Origin of the sequence: Profundibacterium mesophilum KAUST100406-0324, assembly GCF_009835145.1 — a bacterium.
In the GTDB taxonomy this organism is placed as follows: domain Bacteria; phylum Pseudomonadota; class Alphaproteobacteria; order Rhodobacterales; family Rhodobacteraceae; genus Profundibacterium; species Profundibacterium mesophilum.
The window spans coordinates 31,536-47,987 of the sequence record NZ_APKE01000014.1 but is presented as its reverse complement, the minus strand read 5'-3'; the positions used below and the strand labels follow the sequence as shown (position 1 = coordinate 47,987).

Genomic DNA, 16,452 nt, shown 5'->3' with positions numbered 1-16,452 from the left:
CTCAGCGGTCCTCGGATGCTCCCGTGAGGATTCGGCACAAATTGTCGAGTTCTTCGAGCGATCTGTAAGAGATAACGAACTTACCGCTTCCTGCGGCCTCGTCATGGTCGATCGAGACTGGCATCTTGATATTGCTCTCGAGATCCTGCTCCAACGCGACCGTATCGGCATCCTTGCGAGGCTTGGGACGCGGTGCAGACCGACTGGGCGCATCACCGCGTTTCACAAGCTGTTCCGTCTGACGCACAGACAGGCCCTTCGCAACGACTTCGCGGGCCAGTGCGCCGGGATGCTCACTGGTGATCAAGGCACGGGCGTGGCCGGAAGAAAGCCGCCCTTCGCTCACCAGTTCCCTGACATCATCTGGAAGGTTCAGCAGGCGCAGGATATTGGCGATATGGCTTCGGCTTTTTCCCAAGGCCTGCGCCATCTGTTCCTGCGTATGACCGAACTTGTCCATGAGTTGCCTGTAACCGGCAGCTTCTTCGATTGCGTTGAGATCGGCGCGCTGAATGTTCTCGATGATCGCGACCTCGAGAACCTCGGTATCGTCGAAGTCCCGAACGATCGCCGGCAGTTCGTGCAGCCGTGCCATCTGCGATGCACGCCAGCGCCGCTCGCCCGCGACGATCTGGTAATGCCCCTCCTTCTCGGGATCGGGACGCAGGATCAGGGGCTGTAGAACGCCCTTTTCCCTGATGGAGGCCGCAAGCTCATCAAGGTTATCCTGGGCAAATCTGCGACGCGGCTGATCCGGATTTGGTGCGATTTTCTCGATCGGTAGAGTAAGCACGCCATCCCCCGTTTGCTGCACGGTCGGAGCATCTTCCGTGACGATCGCGACATCAGCCATAAGAGCCGACAGTCCTCGACCCAAGCCTCTGCGATCATTGCGTTTATCTGTCATTTCATGCCTCTAGTCATGCCGCGGACGGTCCCGCGGCGATCAGTTCCTTCGCCAGCTGACGATATGCGATACTGCCCTTTGAACTGGTATCATATTCGAGCACGGGCTGCGCAAAGGATGGCGCCTCGCTTACCCTGACATTGCGCGGAATAACGGTCTTGAAGACCAGATCGCCGAGGGTTTCACGTGCGTCGATCTGAACCTGCTGCGCCAACCGGTTCCGCCCGTCATACATCGTCATGACAACGCCCTCGATCCTCAATTCTGGATTGGCTCCCTGGCGCACCTCCCGGATTGTCAGCATGAGCTGCGACAACCCTTCGAGCGCGAAGAACTCGCTTTGTAGCGGAACGAGGACGGAGTTAGCCGCAACCATTGCGTTGATCGTCAGCAATGACAATGAGGGCGGGCAATCGATCAGGATGAAATCAAGCTCGGCGTTCAGGTTTTCGTCTCGCCGGATCGCGTCCCGAAGAAGATAACTGCGTCGTTCACTCCGGACCATCTCGAGATCGGCCGAACTCAAATCAGCCGTCGCAGGGACGACATATAGATTCGCAACCGAGGTCCGCATCATGATCTCGGTCGGGGTAACAGGCTCCAGCAGAAGATCGTAAGTCGTTTTGACCCTAAGATTGTTATCGATTCCCAGACCCGTGGATGCATTCCCCTGGGGATCGAGATCGACAATCAAGACACGCTTACCCTTCTCGGCGAGAGCGGCACCAAGGTTTATCGCCGTCGTTGTTTTTCCCACGCCCCCCTTCTGGTTGGCGAGCGCGATCACGCGGCAGGGAACATCTGTGTCGGTCATCGTGTGCTCAGGTCCGTAATGGAGAGGATTGCGGCTTTTTCATCAGTCGAACTCGGTATGACGGCTAGATCGAAGGACCATCGTTCCTGCGCTGTACGAATCTCTTCTCGGTAGGAGCTGCCCTTCATAAAAAGTAGGCGACTATTCCTCCTGCCGATCATGGAAGCATAAGCCAATAATTGCGGAAGATCAGCGAGCGCACGGGCGGAGATGACGTCTGCGTTCATTGGACCAACTCTCTCGATTCGTTCGTTTATGACTTCGGCGTTGAGACCAAGGTCACGAATAGCTGTACGCAGGAAAACGGCTTTGCGTTGATCCGATTCAATCAGGACAAATCTCGTGACATCGGAAGATTGCTTAGCTTGGATTGCGAGTGGGATCGCAGGAAACCCACCCCCACTGCCAAGGTCCACCCATATTCTCGGGTTCCCAGCTAATTTCGCAAGCTGCAATGAATCAAGAAGATGCCTCGCCCGTATGTCGTCACTCGGTGAGATCAGGTTGATCCGTTTGGTCCATTTCGCCACGAGATCAGCGAAGTAGTTCAACCCTTCTTCTGTTTCACGTGAAACATCAGCTTGCATTTTGAGCCCGTGTCGGCGCGGAGGACGACTTGATGGCACGGACCAACAACGAGAGAGCTGCGGGAGTCATCCCTTCGATTTGGGTCGCCCTGCGAAGATTCTGCGGACGGATCCACTCCAACTTTCCGATCAACTCATTCGAGAGGCCGGTGATACGATCGAAAGCAATGTCTTCCGGAATGCGCAGATTTTCCTCGCGGCGGAGAATGGCAATATCTGCAGATTGCCTCTCGATGTAACTCCCATACAGGGATTCGGCAAAAACCGAAGTCGCGACCGCTTTGGTGTATTGATCCTTACCTAATAGATCGTGGAAAATTTCTGCCGACATACCTTTTGTGTTCGCGAGAGAACAGAGCGTCTGCCTCTGACCACTCCCTCCAAGCACGATGTCCCGACCTGCCAGGTCATCCTTCTTGAATGAAATCAACTTGCTTCGTTCACGGGCGTGAGCAAGCTGGTCAACCTTCGCGTGGAAAGCCGCAGCGCGGCTTTCACCCACAACACCCAGTTCAATGCCCAGAGGGGTCAGGCGGAGATCTGCGTTGTCCGTCCTCAGGCTGAGACGAAACTCGGCCCGGGAGGTGAACATGCGATAAGGTTCGGTAACCCCGCGCGAGGTAAGATCATCAAGCATGACCCCGATATAGCTCTCAGATCGTGACAGGGTCACCGTATCGAGACCCCGCGCGATCCTGGCAGCGTTGATGCCGGCCAAGAGGCCTTGCGCCCCCGCTTCTTCGTAGCCTGTCGTTCCGTTGATCTGACCTGCCAGGAACAACCCTTTGATAGCCTTCAACTGTAGATCAAGGTCGAGGCTCCGGGGATCGACGTAGTCGTATTCGATCGCATAGCCCGGCTGCGCGATCTCCGCAATCTCTAATCCCTTGATACTACGAACGTAATCGAGCTGAACGTCTGCAGGCAAAGATGTCGAAATACCGTTGGGATAGACCAAATTGGAATCCAAACCCTCGGGTTCGAGAAACACCTGATGCGAAGCCTTGTCCGCGAAACGCGTGATCTTGTCTTCAATGGATGGGCAGTAACGTGGACCCTTCCCTTGGATGTTCCCAGCATGCATCGCGGAAAGATGCAGGTTTTCGGCGATGATCGCGTGTGTCCGCTCGTTCGTCTCCGTCAAGGCGCAGGAGATCTGTGTCGCGGCGACCTCGCTCGTTACGAAGGACAAGAACTCCGGGTCAGGATCAGCCTCTTGCTGGGTGAGATTATCCCAGTCGATCGAACTGCGTTTGATGCGTGGCGGTGTCCCAGTTTTAAGACGCCCCAACGGAAGCTTCAGGCTTCGGATACGATCGGCCAGCTTGTTGGACGGTGCCTCGCCCATCCGTCCGGCCGGGATCTGTTCTCTACCAATGTGAATGACACCATCCAGAAAAGTGCCCGTAGTCAGAACGACAGCCGATGCATTGATCGCTATTCCGTTCGAAAGAGAAACGCCTTTGATCTCGTCCGATTCGACGATCAAGTCGTCCACCATCTCCTCGACAACGTCCAGATTACTTTGCGCAGCGATAAGTGTTTGGATCGCTTCAAGGTAGAGGTTCCGATCGGTCTGAGTTCGCGGGCCATGGACCGCAGGACCTTTTGAAGCATTCAGCAGGCGATACTGGATCCCCGCAGCGTCGCCAGCGCGAGCCATAAGCCCATCGAAGGCATCGATCTCACGAACCAGATGCCCCTTTCCAACGCCGCCTATGGCAGGATTGCAGGATAGAGTTCCGATCTTTAGGCGGTCCGGCGTGACCAATGCAGTACGAAGCCCGCAACGGGCAGAAGCGGCAGCGGCCTCAGTCCCAGCGTGCCCACCGCCAACGACAACTACATCGTAATCATACTGTTTCACGTGAAACATCCTATTTTCCAAGACAGAAACTCGAAAAAATCTCGTCGTAGAGTGTTTCCACATCCACGGAACCGATCAGGCTCTCCAAATCGATGATGACAGCACGAACCAGTTCCGCCGATATTTCAGGAGCGCTTTCCCCTTCTTTAATCCGTTCCAACACCGAATCCAAGCCATCGCGTCCTCGGATCAAAGCGGTTCTGTGCCGATGGTTCACCGCTGCGGTCGAGGGAACGATCCTGGCTCGAAGTGTGCTTTCGACTTCTGCCAGCATGTCGGCGACCCCGGTTCCGCTGAAACCGGAGATGCCTGGGACCCTCTGGGGATTAAGGTCAGCCTTGCTCCATAGCCGAAGATCACCATCCAACGCATCGATAGGGAATGCTTCGTCGGCATCGCTCATCAGAAATATCCTGAGATCAGCCGCTGTTGCACGCTGAACGGCGCGTTGAACACCGAGAGCCTCGATCTCGTCATGGGTCTCCCGAAGTCCGGCCGTATCCAAGAGCATGACTGGCAGACCGCCGATATTCATGCGGACTTCGATCACGTCCCGCGTCGTACCGGCGATCTCGGACGTTATCGCAGCTTCCCTACCTGCCAGACGGTTGAGCAACGTCGACTTTCCAGCATTCGGTGCTCCGATTATCGCGACCGTAAACCCGTCCCGAATGCGTTCGGCGGCATGCGTCCCCTCGATCTCGCGGCTCAATGCCTCATGTACTTCGCCGAGAAGACCCGCGATTTCCTCGGCGATATCATCAGGGATGTCCTCTTCCGAGAAGTCGAGTGACAATTCGATCAGCGCACTGGCCCGGACAAGATCCTTGCGCCACTCGGCAACCTTTCGGCCAAGCTCTCCCGAGAAGACCCTAAGGGCCTGCTGTCTCTGGTCCCGGGTTTCTGCGTCAATCAGGTCGGCAAGACCTTCGACTTGGGACAGATCGAGATTGCCGTTCTCGAGCGCCCGGCGGGTGAACTCACCCGGTTCGGCCAGCCTGAACCCGGGAATGGTCGAAAGGATATCCAAGACATCGCGGATGACCGCAACGCTTCCATGGGTCTGCAGCTCAACCGTTGCTTCCCCGGTAAAGCTCTTCTCCGCGTCGAAACGCAGAACGAGCGCCTCATCGATCAGATCGCTGTCAGCGCCGCGCAGTGAACGCAACCCCGCTTGCCTTATCGGAGGTAGTTTTATCGAAAAATATCGTTCTATATCAGAAGCTTGTGGCCCAGATATGCGTATGATCGAGACACCGGCCTTACCTGGTGCCGTCGCCTGCGCGTAGATCGTATCCATCTTTTCGCCCGACGCTCATGCGGATCAGGTGTTCATCGAATCGAAGAACTCGGAATTCGATTTCGTCTGTTTCAATTTCGACAGGAGGAACTCGATGGCATCGGTTGTGCCCATCGGATTGAGGATCCGCCGTAGAACGAAAGTCTTCTGCAGATCGATCTTTTCCACCAGAAGCTCTTCTTTCCGGGTGCCGGACTTGAGGATATCCATGGACGGATAGACCCGCTTGTCAGCGACCTTGCGATCGAGAACGATCTCGCTGTTGCCGGTTCCCTTGAACTCTTCGAAGATCACCTCGTCCATGCGGCTTCCGGTATCGATCAGCGCGGTGGCGATGATGGTGAGCGATCCGCCCTCCTCGATGTTCCGCGCCGCGCCGAAGAAGCGCTTGGGCCGCTGCAGGGCATTCGCGTCCACGCCGCCTGTCAGCACCTTGCCCGAGGAGGGGACGACCGTGTTGAAGGCACGCCCGAGCCGCGTGATCGAATCGAGCAGGATGACGACATCGCGCTTGTGCTCGACGAGCCGCTTCGCCTTTTCGATGACCATCTCGGAGACGGCAACGTGGCGTGTCGCGGGCTCGTCGAAGGTCGAGGAAACGACCTCGCCCTTCACGTTGCGCTGCATGTCGGTGACTTCTTCGGGCCGCTCGTCGATCAGCAGGACGATGAGATAGCACTCGGGATGGTTTGCCTCGATCGAATGGGCGATATTCTGCAGCAGGACCGTCTTGCCGGTACGCGGCGGCGCCACGATGAGCGAACGCTGGCCCTTGCCGATCGGCGCCACCAGGTCGATGATACGGGCCGAGCGATCCTTGATCGTCGGATCCTCGATCTCCATCTTCAACCGCTCGTCGGGATAAAGCGGCGTCAGGTTGTCGAAGGCGACCTTGTGCCTGGCCTTCGCGGGATCCTCGAAATTGATCTTCTCGACCTCGGTGAGCGCGAAGTAACGCTCGGATTCGTCCGGTCCGCGGATCACCCCTTCGACCGTGTCGCCGGTGCGCAGGGAATGCTGCCTGATCATGTCGGGCGAGACGTAGATGTCATCGGGACCCGGCAGGTAGTTGGCCTCCGGCGAGCGCAGAAACCCGAAACCGTCCTGAAGCACCTCGAGCACGCCGTCGCCGCCGATGACCCATTCCTCGTCGGCGCGTTCCTTGAGGATCGAGAACATCATCTCGCCCTTGCGCATCGTGCTCGCATTCTCGATTTCGAGCTCTTCGGCGAGCGCCAGCAGATGCTTGGGGCTCTGCGCCTTGAGATCTGCAAGGTTCAGACGGTCCTGGGACATGATCGACATTCCTCGACCGCACGCAAGATGCGGTCCGTTTTCAGCTTCGGGAGGCATTGAGGCCGGACGGCCCTGGGGCGCTGCTAATCCATCTCGCGCCGTCGGTCAATCCTGCGCTCAGAAGGGCCGCGCGATGACGGCCACGACGATCACCAGCATCAGGAGCGTCGGAACCTCGTTCATCTTGCGATAATAGCTTCCCTCGCGCGTGTAGACGCCATTGGCGAGGAGCCTGCGATGGCGCGCGCACCACATGTGAAAACCCGTCATCGCAAAGACCGCCACGGCCTTGATCCAGGGCCAGGCGGCCGACCAGTCGATCATTCCGGGCGTTGCAACCATGGCAAGTCCGAAGATCCATGTCGCGATCATTGCCGGATTCATTATAAATCTCAGCAACTTGTTCTCCATTACGCCGAAGAGTTCCTCGAACTCGCCACGTCCCTGCCCGCGCTCGGTGTGATAGACGAAAAGTCTCGGCAGATAGAACAGCCCGGCCATCCAGGCGATCACCGAAACGACATGCGCCGATTTGATCCAGGGATAGGCGATGATCAGGAAGTCCATACCGTGTCTTTCTCTGTTCCACTCTCAATAGATCTAAGAGTTTAGAAGGATGTAGTTCTTAGTAGGCCGCTGGATAAGTCGAATTACAGGGATATGCACGCTTTTCCCACGGCTCTCCTTCCTCCTGTGGATAAGTCTGGGTGTTGTTTGAATCTTTTCCGAAAAAACTGTTTTACGGCAATAACTTGTGGAAATCGTGGCGCAGGGATAAGACCGGAGAAGATCCCGGTGAGCAACCTCGGGACGACTCGGTTTATGCACAGCCCCGCCGCGAAGATTGCTCCCTGTGGGAGAAAATGGGATGAGGACGCGCGATATCGGCGAGATCGGGGCAACCCGTGAATCATCCCCGTTCCGCCCACGCCCGTCCAGAGGCTCCAGCCGAACTTATCCACGAGGTTATCCATGAGCAGGCCCATTATCCTGGCATCCGCGTCGGAAAGCCGACGCCAGCTCCTCGCCAATGCGGGTGTCCCCTTCGAGGCGGTGCGCCCGATGGTCGACGAGGACGCGATCAAGGCCGCGTTGCAGGCCGAAGGAGCCCTGCCCCGCGACATCGCCGACGCCCTCGCCGAGGCCAAGGCGCGCAAGGTTTCGGCAAAACATCCCGGTGCGCTCGTCCTTGGCTGCGACCAGGTGCTCGAGCATCGCGGCGACACCCTGAGCAAACCCGGCAGCCCCGACGCGGCCCGCGCGCAGATCACGCGCCTTTCGGGCGATCGTCACAGTCTTCTGAGCGCGATCGTCGCCTACGAGGATGGCGCGCCGGTCTGGCGTCATGTCGGGGTCGTGCGCCTGTCGATGCGCACGCTCGGCGCGCCCTATATCGACGATTACGTCGCGCGCAATTTCGAGAGCATCCGCCACAGCGTCGGCGGCTACAAGCTCGAGGAGGAGGGTGCCCGCCTCTTCACGCAGATCGACGGGGATTATTTCACCGTCCTGGGCCTGCCGATGCTGCCGCTCTTGTCGTGGCTGATCCTGCGGGGCATCCTGCCGGCATGAGTCATGAAAAGATCCCCCTCGCCGGCGTCCTGGGATCCCCGATCTCGCACAGCCGCTCCCCCGCCCTGCACGGCCATTGGCTGCGGAGCCTCGGCATTCGCGGCTTCTACGTCCCGATGGATGTGACGCCCGGCGATCTGTCACAGGTGGTCGCCACGATGCCGCGGATGGGCTTCGTCGGCTGCAACGTGACGATCCCGCACAAGGAGGCCGCCCTCGCCCTCGCCGATCAGGTCTCCGATCGCGCGGCGCTGATCGGCGCGGCCAACACGTTGATCTTTCGCCCCGGTGGCGGCGTGCATGCCGATAATACCGACGGATACGGCTTCATGGCCAACCTGCGCGCCAACGCACCCGACTGGCAGCCGAGCGCGGCTCCGGCCGCGGTGATCGGCGCCGGCGGCGCCTCGCGTGCCGTGATTTCGGCGCTGATCGAGGCCAAGGTGCCCGAGATCCGCCTCACCAACCGCACCAAGGTCCGCAGCGAGGTCCTGCGGCGGGAATTCGGGGCGCGGATCGTGATCTATGACTGGGTGGATGCGGGGCGCATGCTTTCCGGCGCGGGCACGGTCGTCAACGCGACCTCTCTGGGCATGACCGGCAAGCCGGAGCTGAAAATCCCGCTCGACGCGCTCTCATCCGATGCCCTCGTCACCGATCTCGTCTACACCCCGCTCGAGACGCCCCTGCTCGCGGCCGCGCGGGCACGCGGCTGCCGCGTGGTCGACGGGCTCGGCATGCTCATCCATCAGGCCGTTCCGGGCTTCGAGCGGTGGTTCGGGATGCGTCCGGTGGTCGATGACACGGTGCGCGACGTGATCCTGAAGGCATGAACGCACCCTTCGTCATCGCGATCACCGGCTCCATCGGCATGGGCAAATCCACGACCTGCGCGCTTTTCGAGGCCGAGGGCGTGCCGGTCTGGGACGCCGATGCGGCGGTGCACCGGCTCTATGGGCCCGGCGGTGCGGCGACAGCGCGGATCGGGGCGCTCTGCCCCGCCGCGTTGGGCGAGGCGGGTATCGATCGCGCCGTCCTTGCCGAATGGATCGCCGACGATCCCGGCGCCCTGCCCCGGATCGAGGCGATCGTGCATCCCCTCGTCGCGCAAGACCGCGCCGATTTCATCGCGCGCACCGATGCGCCAATCGTCGTGCTCGATATTCCCCTGCTTTTCGAGACGGGCGGCGCGGCCATGGCCGATCATGTCGTCGTCGTCAGCACCGATGCGCGGACGCAGCGCGCGCGGGTCATGGCGCGCCCCGGAATGACGGACGCGAAATTCGAGACCATCCTCGCGCGCCAGCTTCCCGATGCCCGGAAACGCGCGCAGGCCGATACCGTCATCGAGACCGACAGCCCCGATACCGCGCGGCGCGCGGTCCAAGCCCTCCTTGCGCAGATCAGAAGGAAACTGGCGGATGCGTGAAATCGTCCTCGACACCGAAACCACCGGCTTCGAGCCCGAAAGCGGCGACCGTATCGTCGAGATCGGTGCGGTCGAGCTCTATAACCACATGCCGACAGGCAAGACCTACCACCAATACATCAACCCGGAGCGCGGCATGCCGGCGGAGGCCTTCGCCGTGCACGGGCTGGGCGACGATTTCCTGCGCGACAAGCCGGTCTTCGCCAAGGTGGGACGCGCCTTCCTCGATTTCGTGCAGGATTCGAAGCTCGTTATCCACAATGCGGCCTTCGACATGAAATTCCTCAACGCCGAGCTCAAATGGATGGGCCTGCCGCAGCTCCCCTGGGAGCAGGCGCTCGACACGCTGGCAATCGCGCGGCGCCGCTTCCCCGGCGCGCCGGCTTCGCTCGACGCGCTCTGCCGGCGCTTCGCGATCGACAATTCCTCGCGCACCCTGCACGGCGCCTTGCTCGATTCGGAAATCCTGGCGGAGGTCTATCTGGAACTGATCGGCGGGCGGCAGCCCGATCTCGTTCTTGGCACCCGCGAGGAATCGCCTGCCGGCGGGAGCGGCGAGGATGAGGGGCGGCCGGCGCGGCTCGCACCGCGTCCCGCCGCCCTGCCCTCCCGCCTGACGCAGGAGGAGCGTGCCGCCCATCAAGATTTCGTGACGAAGATGGGCGACACCGCGATCTGGTCGAAACTGGCCGGCAGGCTCAGTTGACGGGCGTGTCGTCGGAGGGCTGTCCCTGCGCGGCCTGCTGTGCCTGACGCTGGGCAAGGCTCTGGCGGTAGAGCGCGACGAAATCGATCGTGTCGAGCGTCAGCGGCGGAAAGCCGCCATCATGGGTCACGTCGCTGATGATCCGGCGCACGAAGGGAAACAGCATCCGGGGGCATTCGATCAGCAGGAACGGGTGAAGCTGCTCCTCGGGGACGTTCTCGATGGAGAACAGCCCGCCATATTCGAGCTCGAGGACGAAAAGCGTCTCGTCACCGCCCTTGTTGCGCGAGGTGACGTTGAACTTGCCGACGACCTCATACTGGTTTTCCTGCGACCGCTTCTTGGCGTCGAGGCTGACCTGGACCTTCACATCCGGCGTGACCTCGCCTGCCGCGCCCTTGCGCGAGATGATGTTCTCGAAGGAAAGGTCACGGATGAATTGCCCCAGGATACGCATCTGGGGCTGGGCGGGCTGCTCGCTCGCAGCGCCGTTATTCTCGGATTCGGCCATCGATAACTCCGCTATATTACACTGCGCAATCGGTAGCAGACGGCGCGGTGGCGCTCAATGGCGGGTCCAGCCCGAGGGGGAATGGGTCGGTGTCTTCACCGGCTCGGTCTCGCTGTATTCCCCTTCGATGATCTCACCGGCCGGCGAAGGCCGGCCTGCACCGGGGCGCTGACCTGCACGCGGGCCACCGGGCTGCGCGGCCGAGGGGCCTGCCGCCCCCGGCGCGCCGTAATCGAACCGCCGCAGCTCCACCCGCCGGCGGACCGCCTCGAAGACGCGCCGCCGCACGGCCGGAATCAACAGGGCAAGGCCGAGCGCGTCGGTCGCAAATCCCGGCGTCAGCAGCAAGACCCCCGCGACGAGCACCATTGCCCCATGGGCCAGCGGCTCTGTCGGGTCGCGCAGCGCGTTGATCGACCCGCGCAGCTGCCGCATCGCCAGGGCACCCTGCGCGCGCACCATCGCGGTGCCCACAAAGGCGGTCAGCAGGACGATACCGAGCGTCGGCCACAGGCCGAGAAAACCGCCGACCTGGATGAAGAGGGCGATCTCGATCAACGGAATCGCGACGAACAACGCGAAGAGCCACATGACATACCTCCTGAGGGCAAGATGCTCTGCTGGCGGCGGTGTGGACTTGCCCCCGGCTAGCACCTACATAAGAGCAACACCTGGATGTTTCCAATCCCGCAGCACGAATGAGGTTTAGATGAGTTCAGCCGTCATCCAGCTCCTGGTTCTGGCCGGCATCGCCGTCTTCCTGATCGTTCGGCTCAAGAACGTGCTGGGAACGCGCGATGGCTTCGAGAAGCCCCCGGTCGGCAAGACCGACAAGCCAGAGAGCCGTATATCGAGACGCCACGATTTCGAGGTGATCGAGGGCGGGCCCGACCGCGACATCACCGATCATGTCGAGGATGGGACCGAAAGCGCCAAGGCGCTTGCCGCCATGAAGATGGCGGAGCCCGGATTCTCGGTCAGCGAGTTCCTGCAAGGCGCGCGCGGTGCCTACGAGATGATTCTCACCGCCTTCGAGAAGGGCGATATCTCGGAGGTGCGCGGTTTCCTCTCCGAAGAGGTTGCCGAGGCCTTCGACGGCGTCATCGACAGCCGCGCCGAACAGGGCCTGACCGTCGAGGCGGATATCGTGGGCGTGCGCGATGTGCAGCTCAGCCGCGCCGCGATGGACCGGGACAGCAAGCTTGGCGAGATCACCGTGACGTTCCTTGCGGAGATGACCTCTGTCGTCCGCAATGCCGAGGGCGAGATCGTCGAGGGCGATCCGCGCGGCATCAAGCGCCAGCGGGATGTCTGGACCTTCGCGCGGACCATGGGTGCCAATGACCCCAACTGGCAGCTCGTCGCCACGGGGGAATGATGCGTGGATGGGCGGCGTCGCTGGCCTTGGCCCTCATGAGCGGCGCCGGTCCGGCCGCCGCCGACACCTCCTACGAGATCCTTGACTTCTCCCAGCTCGACGGCTGGGAGGAGGACGATCACGGTGCGGCGCTTGCGGTCTTCCTGGAGACTTGCCGGGACATGCGCGACATGGAATGGCGCGCCGTCTGCGCCGCTGCCGCCGAACAGACGGATGCACGGGCCTTCTTCGAGATCCTCTTCCGCCCGGTGCGCGTCAGCGATGCCACTCCCATGCTCTTCACCGGCTATTACGAGCCGGAGCTGCGCGGGTCGCGGCGGCGCTACGGCCCCTATCAACATCCCCTCTATGCCCTGCCGCCGGAAGCCGCGGAGACGCAATTCGCCTCCCGGGCGGAAATCGAGGAGCAGGATCTTCTCGAAGGGCGCGACCTCGAGATCGCCTGGATCGACGATCCCGTCGATGTCTTCTTCCTTCAGATCCAGGGATCCGGCCGGGTGAAGCTTCCGGACGGAAACCGCCTGCGGGTCGGATATGGCGGCAAGAACGGCCATGAATACCGCTCGATCGGTCTCGAGCTGGTCAGGCGCGGCATCTATCAGCCGCACGAGGTTTCCGCCGATGTCATCCGCAACTGGGTCAAGCGCAATCCCGAGGAGGGCGCCGAGCTGCTGCGTCACAACCCCTCGTACGTCTTCTTCCGCGAGGTGAGCGAAGTGCCGGCCGAGCGCGGTCCGCTCGGCGCGATGAACCGCTCGATCACGGCGATGCGCTCGATCGCGGTCGATCCCCAGCATACCCCCCTCGGCGCGCCGGTCTGGATCGAGAAGGACGGCGAGACGCCGCTCAACAGGCTGATGATCGCGCAGGATACCGGATCGGCAATCAAGGGACCGCAAAGGGCGGACATCTTCTTCGGCACGGGCCGCGCGGCGGGACGGGCGGCGGGACGCATCCGCGATGGTGGACAGATGGTCGTGCTCATGCCGATCCAGCGCGCCTACGCACTCGTGCCGGGCCTCTGAGCATGGCGGGACGTCGCAAACCGCGTGGCCTGCGCCCCGAGGAGCGGGAGTTGTGGCAGAAAATCGCCAAGACGGCCGATCCGCTCCACCCCCACAAGCCCGCCGATCCCGCCGCATCCCGGCTCTCTGACCCTCCGGCACCGGCCGCGTCCCCTCCTGCCGCGCCTCCGTGGTCCCCGCCGCCCTTCAGCATCGGCCAGAAACGCAGCGGCACGGCGGCGCCGAACGATCTTCAGGCTCCCTTGCGCGAACGCCTTGCCGCACAGCCCGTCAAGATGGACGCAAAACGTTTCACGCGGATGAAACGTGGCAAGATGCCCATCGAGGCGCGGATCGATCTTCACGGGATGACGCTCGACCAGGCTTATCCGCGGCTCAACAGTTTCATCATGGGCGCCCATGCCCAGGGGTTGCGCCTGGTTCTCGTGATTACGGGCAAGGGACGGCGGGCATCCGAGGATGGACCGATCCCGGTTCGGCACGGCATCCTCAAGCATCAGGTGCCGCAATGGCTGCAGGGCGGAATGATGGGCGTTGCCGTGCTTCAGATCGCGCCGGCGCATCAGAGCCATGGCGGATCGGGTGCCTTCTATGTCTATCTGCGGCGCGGCCGCTAAGGGCTGCGCCGCCAGCGTTCAAAGGACGTAACGGCTCATGTCCACCGAGCGCGAAAGCTCGCCCAGATGCTCTTCCACGAAGGCCGCATCGACGGTGATCTGCTCGCCCGCACGATCGGGCGCCTCGAAGGAGATATCCTCGAAGACACGTTCCATCACCGTGTAGAGCCGCCGCGCGCCGATATTCTCGACCGAGCGGTTCACCTCTGCCGCGATCCGCGCGAGGGCGGCGATGCCCTCGTCGGTGAAGCTCACCGTGACATCCTCGGTGCCCAGAAGAGCCGTGTACTGGCGCGTCAGCGCGTTGTCGGTCTCGCGCAGGATCCGCACGAAATCCTCCTCCGTCAGGTCGCGCAGCTCGACCCTGATGGGAAGCCGGCCCTGCAATTCGGGCAGCAGGTCGGAGGGTTTGGCCACGTGGAAGGCGCCGGAGGCGATGAAGAGGATATGGTCGGTCTTGACCGATCCGTACTTGGTACTGACCGTGGTGCCCTCGATCAGGGGGAGCAGGTCGCGCTGCACCCCCTCGCGGCTCACCTCGCCGCCACGCGCGTCGCTGCGCGCGCAGACCTTGTCGATCTCGTCGAGAAAGACGATGCCGTTCTCCTGCACCGCTTCCAGCGCCGCCTTGTTCACCGATTCGTCGTCGAGCAGCTTGTCGGCCTCCTCGCCAAGCAGCACGTCGTAGCTTTCCGCGACGCTCATCCGCTTGTGCACGGTGCGTCCCTGGAAGGCCTTGCCGAAGATGTCACCGATATTCATCATCCCGCCCTGGCCTTGGGGCATTCCGGGAAGCTCCATGTTGCCCAGCGGGTTGGAGGTATCGAGCAGGTCGAGCTCGATCATCGTGTCATCGAGCTCGCCGGCACGCAGCTTGCGGCGGAACATCTCCAGCGTCTGCTCGCGCGCGCCCTCGCCGGCGATCGCCTGCAGAACGCGGGCCTCCGCATTGGCCTCCGCCTTGGCCTTGACCTCCTCGCGCATGTGCTCGCGGGTCATGGTGATCGAGGCTTCCATGAGATCGCGCACGATCTGCTCCACGTCGCGGCCGACATAGCCGACCTCGGTGAATTTCGTGGCCTCGACCTTCAGGAAGGGCGCGCGGGCCAGCTTGGCGAGGCGCCGGCTGATCTCCGTCTTGCCGACGCCGGTGGGTCCGATCATCAGGATGTTCTTGGGATAGACTTCCTCGCGCATCTCCGCGCCGAGCTGGCGGCGCCGCCAACGGTTGCGCAGGGCGACCGAAACGGCGCGCTTGGCGTCCTTCTGGCCGATGATGTGGCGGTCGAGTTCGCTGACGATCTCGCGGGGGGTCAGGTCGGTCATGATGTTCCTTTCACGCGATGGAGCCGGGCAGGGCAGGGGGACGCCCTACTTGCCGATCGTCTCGACCGTGAGATTTCCGTTGGTGTAGACGCAGATCTCGCTGGCGATCGCCATGGCGCGGCGGGCGATCGCCTCGGCATCCATGTCGCTCTCCATCAACGCGCGTCCGGCGGCCAGGGCATAGTTCCCGCCCGAGCCGATCGCGGTCACGTCATGCTCGGGCTCGAGCACGTCACCCGCACCGGTGATCACGTAGAGATCGGCGCCATCGGAGACGATCAGCATCGCCTCGAGCTTCTGGAGATACTTGTCGGTGCGCCAGTCCTTGGCCAGTTCGACAGCGGCGCGCTGCAACTGCCCGGGTGAGGATTCGAGCTTGGCCTCGAGCCGCTCGAGCAGCGCGAAGGCATCGGCGGTCGAGCCGGCGAAGCCCGCGATGATGTCATGGCCGCCGGGGCTGAGCCTGCGGACCTTGCGGGCGGTGCCCTTGATGACCGTCTGGCCAAGGCTGACCTGTCCGTCGCCAGCGATCACCACCGTGCCGCCCTTGCGCACGCCGATGATCGTCGTGCCGTGCCAGCCGGGAAATTCGTTCTGTGCCATATCTCGCCTCATGTCGTTTCGGGGTATATGGCCATCCCTCCCCCGATTGCCAAGCTGGCCGCCGGTGGGGCCGGGGCCCGCGGAGCCGAGGGGGCGGGAATGCCAAGGATGGCCGCGGCTCAAGAAAAAGGGTGCCCGCAGGCACCCTTCCGATCCGATGCGGACACGTCCTTCGCGCCGATCAGATCTCTTCCTTGATCCAGCTCTCGAGCGCGGCCTTGGGCGCGGCGCCGATCTTGTTCGAGACGACCTGGCCATTCTTGAACATGAAGAGGGCGGGAATGCCGCGCACACCCATCTCGGCGGGCGAGTTGGGGTTCTCGTCGACATTGACCTTCACGATCTTGACCTTGCCCTCGTATTGCTCGCTGAGCTCTTCGAGCGCGGGTCCGATCTGCTTGCACGGTCCGCACCATTCGGCCCAGAAATCCACGACGACCGGGAGGTCGCTTTGCTTGACTTCGCTATCGAAGGTGGCGTCGGTAACGGCGGTGGTTGCCATGTCGTCTCTCCT

The 16,452-nt window shown here is 61.9% G+C and carries 19 protein-coding genes; 7 read left to right on the top strand and 12 right to left on the bottom strand.

What is annotated here, in order from left to right; all coding sequences use genetic code 11:
* Nucleotide 1: 1 nt before the first annotated feature.
* The 7 genes from PMES_RS05215 to hemJ all read right to left on the bottom strand — a co-directional run bounded on the left by PMES_RS05215 (nt 2) and on the right by hemJ (nt 7,338).
* Nucleotides 2–907 (bottom strand): ParB/RepB/Spo0J family partition protein, encoded by a 906-nt coding sequence (locus PMES_RS05215; RefSeq protein WP_159964471.1) that lies wholly within the window; start codon nt 905–907, stop codon nt 2–4.
* A 13-nt stretch (nt 908–920) separates the two neighbouring features.
* Nucleotides 921–1,721: a ParA family protein gene (locus PMES_RS05210; protein ID WP_159964470.1), complete on the bottom strand. Its 801-nt coding sequence runs from the start codon at nt 1,719–1,721 to the stop codon at nt 921–923.
* Nucleotides 1,718–2,308 (bottom strand): 16S rRNA (guanine(527)-N(7))-methyltransferase RsmG, encoded by a 591-nt coding sequence (gene rsmG / locus PMES_RS05205; protein ID WP_159964469.1) that lies wholly within the window; start codon nt 2,306–2,308, stop codon nt 1,718–1,720. Before rsmG ends, PMES_RS05210 begins: the two co-directional genes overlap by 4 nt.
* The gene (gene mnmG, locus PMES_RS05200) at nt 2,298–4,184 is read right to left on the bottom strand and encodes a tRNA uridine-5-carboxymethylaminomethyl(34) synthesis enzyme MnmG (RefSeq protein ID WP_201288954.1); all 1,887 of its coding nucleotides are present in this window, start codon (nt 4,182–4,184) and stop codon (nt 2,298–2,300) included. Before mnmG ends, rsmG begins: the two co-directional genes overlap by 11 nt.
* A 1-nt stretch (nt 4,185) precedes the next feature.
* A complete protein-coding gene (gene mnmE, locus PMES_RS05195) occupies nt 4,186–5,475 on the bottom strand; it encodes a tRNA uridine-5-carboxymethylaminomethyl(34) synthesis GTPase MnmE (RefSeq protein ID WP_159964467.1) in 1,290 nt (429 codons plus the stop codon).
* A 24-nt stretch (nt 5,476–5,499) separates the two neighbouring features.
* Nucleotides 5,500–6,771, bottom strand: coding sequence for a transcription termination factor Rho (rho, locus tag PMES_RS05190; RefSeq protein ID WP_159964466.1), 1,272 nt, complete (start codon nt 6,769–6,771; stop codon nt 5,500–5,502).
* Nucleotides 6,772–6,888: 117 nt separating this feature from the next.
* Nucleotides 6,889–7,338, bottom strand: coding sequence for a protoporphyrinogen oxidase HemJ (gene hemJ / locus PMES_RS05185; RefSeq protein WP_159964465.1), 450 nt, complete (start codon nt 7,336–7,338; stop codon nt 6,889–6,891).
* Between the two features lie 405 nt (nt 7,339–7,743).
* Here hemJ and PMES_RS05180 point away from each other — a divergent pair, with 405 nt between their 5' ends.
* Genes PMES_RS05180 through dnaQ form a run of 4 tightly spaced genes read left to right on the top strand, consistent with a single transcriptional unit; the run spans nt 7,744 to nt 10,478 of the window.
* Entirely contained in the window at nt 7,744–8,343 is a 600-nt protein-coding gene (locus PMES_RS05180; RefSeq protein WP_159964464.1) for a Maf family protein, read from the top strand.
* Nucleotides 8,340–9,176 carry a shikimate dehydrogenase gene (locus PMES_RS05175; protein ID WP_159964463.1) on the top strand — a complete coding sequence of 279 codons (837 nt, stop codon included), beginning with the start codon at nt 8,340–8,342 and terminating at the stop codon, nt 9,174–9,176. The genes PMES_RS05180 and PMES_RS05175 overlap by 4 nt, the downstream gene beginning before the upstream one ends.
* The gene (coaE, locus tag PMES_RS05170) at nt 9,173–9,772 is read left to right on the top strand and encodes a dephospho-CoA kinase (RefSeq protein WP_159964462.1); all 600 of its coding nucleotides are present in this window, start codon (nt 9,173–9,175) and stop codon (nt 9,770–9,772) included. Before PMES_RS05175 ends, coaE begins: the two co-directional genes overlap by 4 nt.
* Complete coding sequence (gene dnaQ, locus PMES_RS05165) at nt 9,765–10,478, top strand: DNA polymerase III subunit epsilon (RefSeq protein ID WP_159964461.1); 714 nt, start codon at nt 9,765–9,767, stop codon at nt 10,476–10,478. The genes coaE and dnaQ overlap by 8 nt, the downstream gene beginning before the upstream one ends.
* Here dnaQ and secB read toward each other — a convergent pair.
* Both secB and PMES_RS05155 read right to left on the bottom strand, forming a co-directional pair.
* Nucleotides 10,471–10,989, bottom strand: a complete 519-nt coding sequence (gene secB / locus PMES_RS05160; RefSeq protein ID WP_159964460.1) for a protein-export chaperone SecB — start codon at nt 10,987–10,989, stop codon at nt 10,471–10,473. The genes dnaQ and secB overlap by 8 nt on opposite strands.
* A gap of 54 nt (nt 10,990–11,043) precedes the next feature.
* A complete protein-coding gene (locus tag PMES_RS05155; protein WP_159964459.1) occupies nt 11,044–11,580 on the bottom strand; it encodes an FxsA family protein in 537 nt (178 codons plus the stop codon).
* Nucleotides 11,581–11,698: 118 nt separating this feature from the next.
* Here PMES_RS05155 and PMES_RS05150 point away from each other — a divergent pair, with 118 nt between their 5' ends.
* Genes PMES_RS05150 through PMES_RS05140 form a run of 3 tightly spaced genes read left to right on the top strand, consistent with a single transcriptional unit; the run spans nt 11,699 to nt 14,009 of the window.
* Nucleotides 11,699–12,367 (top strand): Tim44/TimA family putative adaptor protein, encoded by a 669-nt coding sequence (locus PMES_RS05150; protein ID WP_159964458.1) that lies wholly within the window; start codon nt 11,699–11,701, stop codon nt 12,365–12,367.
* Complete coding sequence (gene mltA / locus PMES_RS05145; protein WP_159964457.1) at nt 12,364–13,392, top strand: murein transglycosylase A; 1,029 nt, start codon at nt 12,364–12,366, stop codon at nt 13,390–13,392. Before PMES_RS05150 ends, mltA begins: the two co-directional genes overlap by 4 nt.
* Before the next feature lie 2 nt (nt 13,393–13,394).
* Nucleotides 13,395–14,009, top strand: coding sequence for a Smr/MutS family protein (locus tag PMES_RS05140; protein WP_159964456.1), 615 nt, complete (start codon nt 13,395–13,397; stop codon nt 14,007–14,009).
* Between the two features lie 18 nt (nt 14,010–14,027).
* Here the strand turns inward: PMES_RS05140 and hslU are convergent, their stop codons facing one another.
* The 3 genes from hslU to trxA all read right to left on the bottom strand — a co-directional run bounded on the left by hslU (nt 14,028) and on the right by trxA (nt 16,440).
* Nucleotides 14,028–15,335: an ATP-dependent protease ATPase subunit HslU gene (hslU, locus tag PMES_RS05135; RefSeq protein WP_159964455.1), complete on the bottom strand. Its 1,308-nt coding sequence runs from the start codon at nt 15,333–15,335 to the stop codon at nt 14,028–14,030.
* A 45-nt stretch (nt 15,336–15,380) separates the two neighbouring features.
* Nucleotides 15,381–15,938, bottom strand: a complete 558-nt coding sequence (hslV, locus tag PMES_RS05130; protein WP_159964454.1) for an ATP-dependent protease subunit HslV — start codon at nt 15,936–15,938, stop codon at nt 15,381–15,383.
* Between the two features lie 181 nt (nt 15,939–16,119).
* Nucleotides 16,120–16,440, bottom strand: a complete 321-nt coding sequence (trxA, locus tag PMES_RS05125; RefSeq protein WP_159964453.1) for a thioredoxin — start codon at nt 16,438–16,440, stop codon at nt 16,120–16,122.
* Nucleotides 16,441–16,452 lie beyond the last annotated feature (12 nt).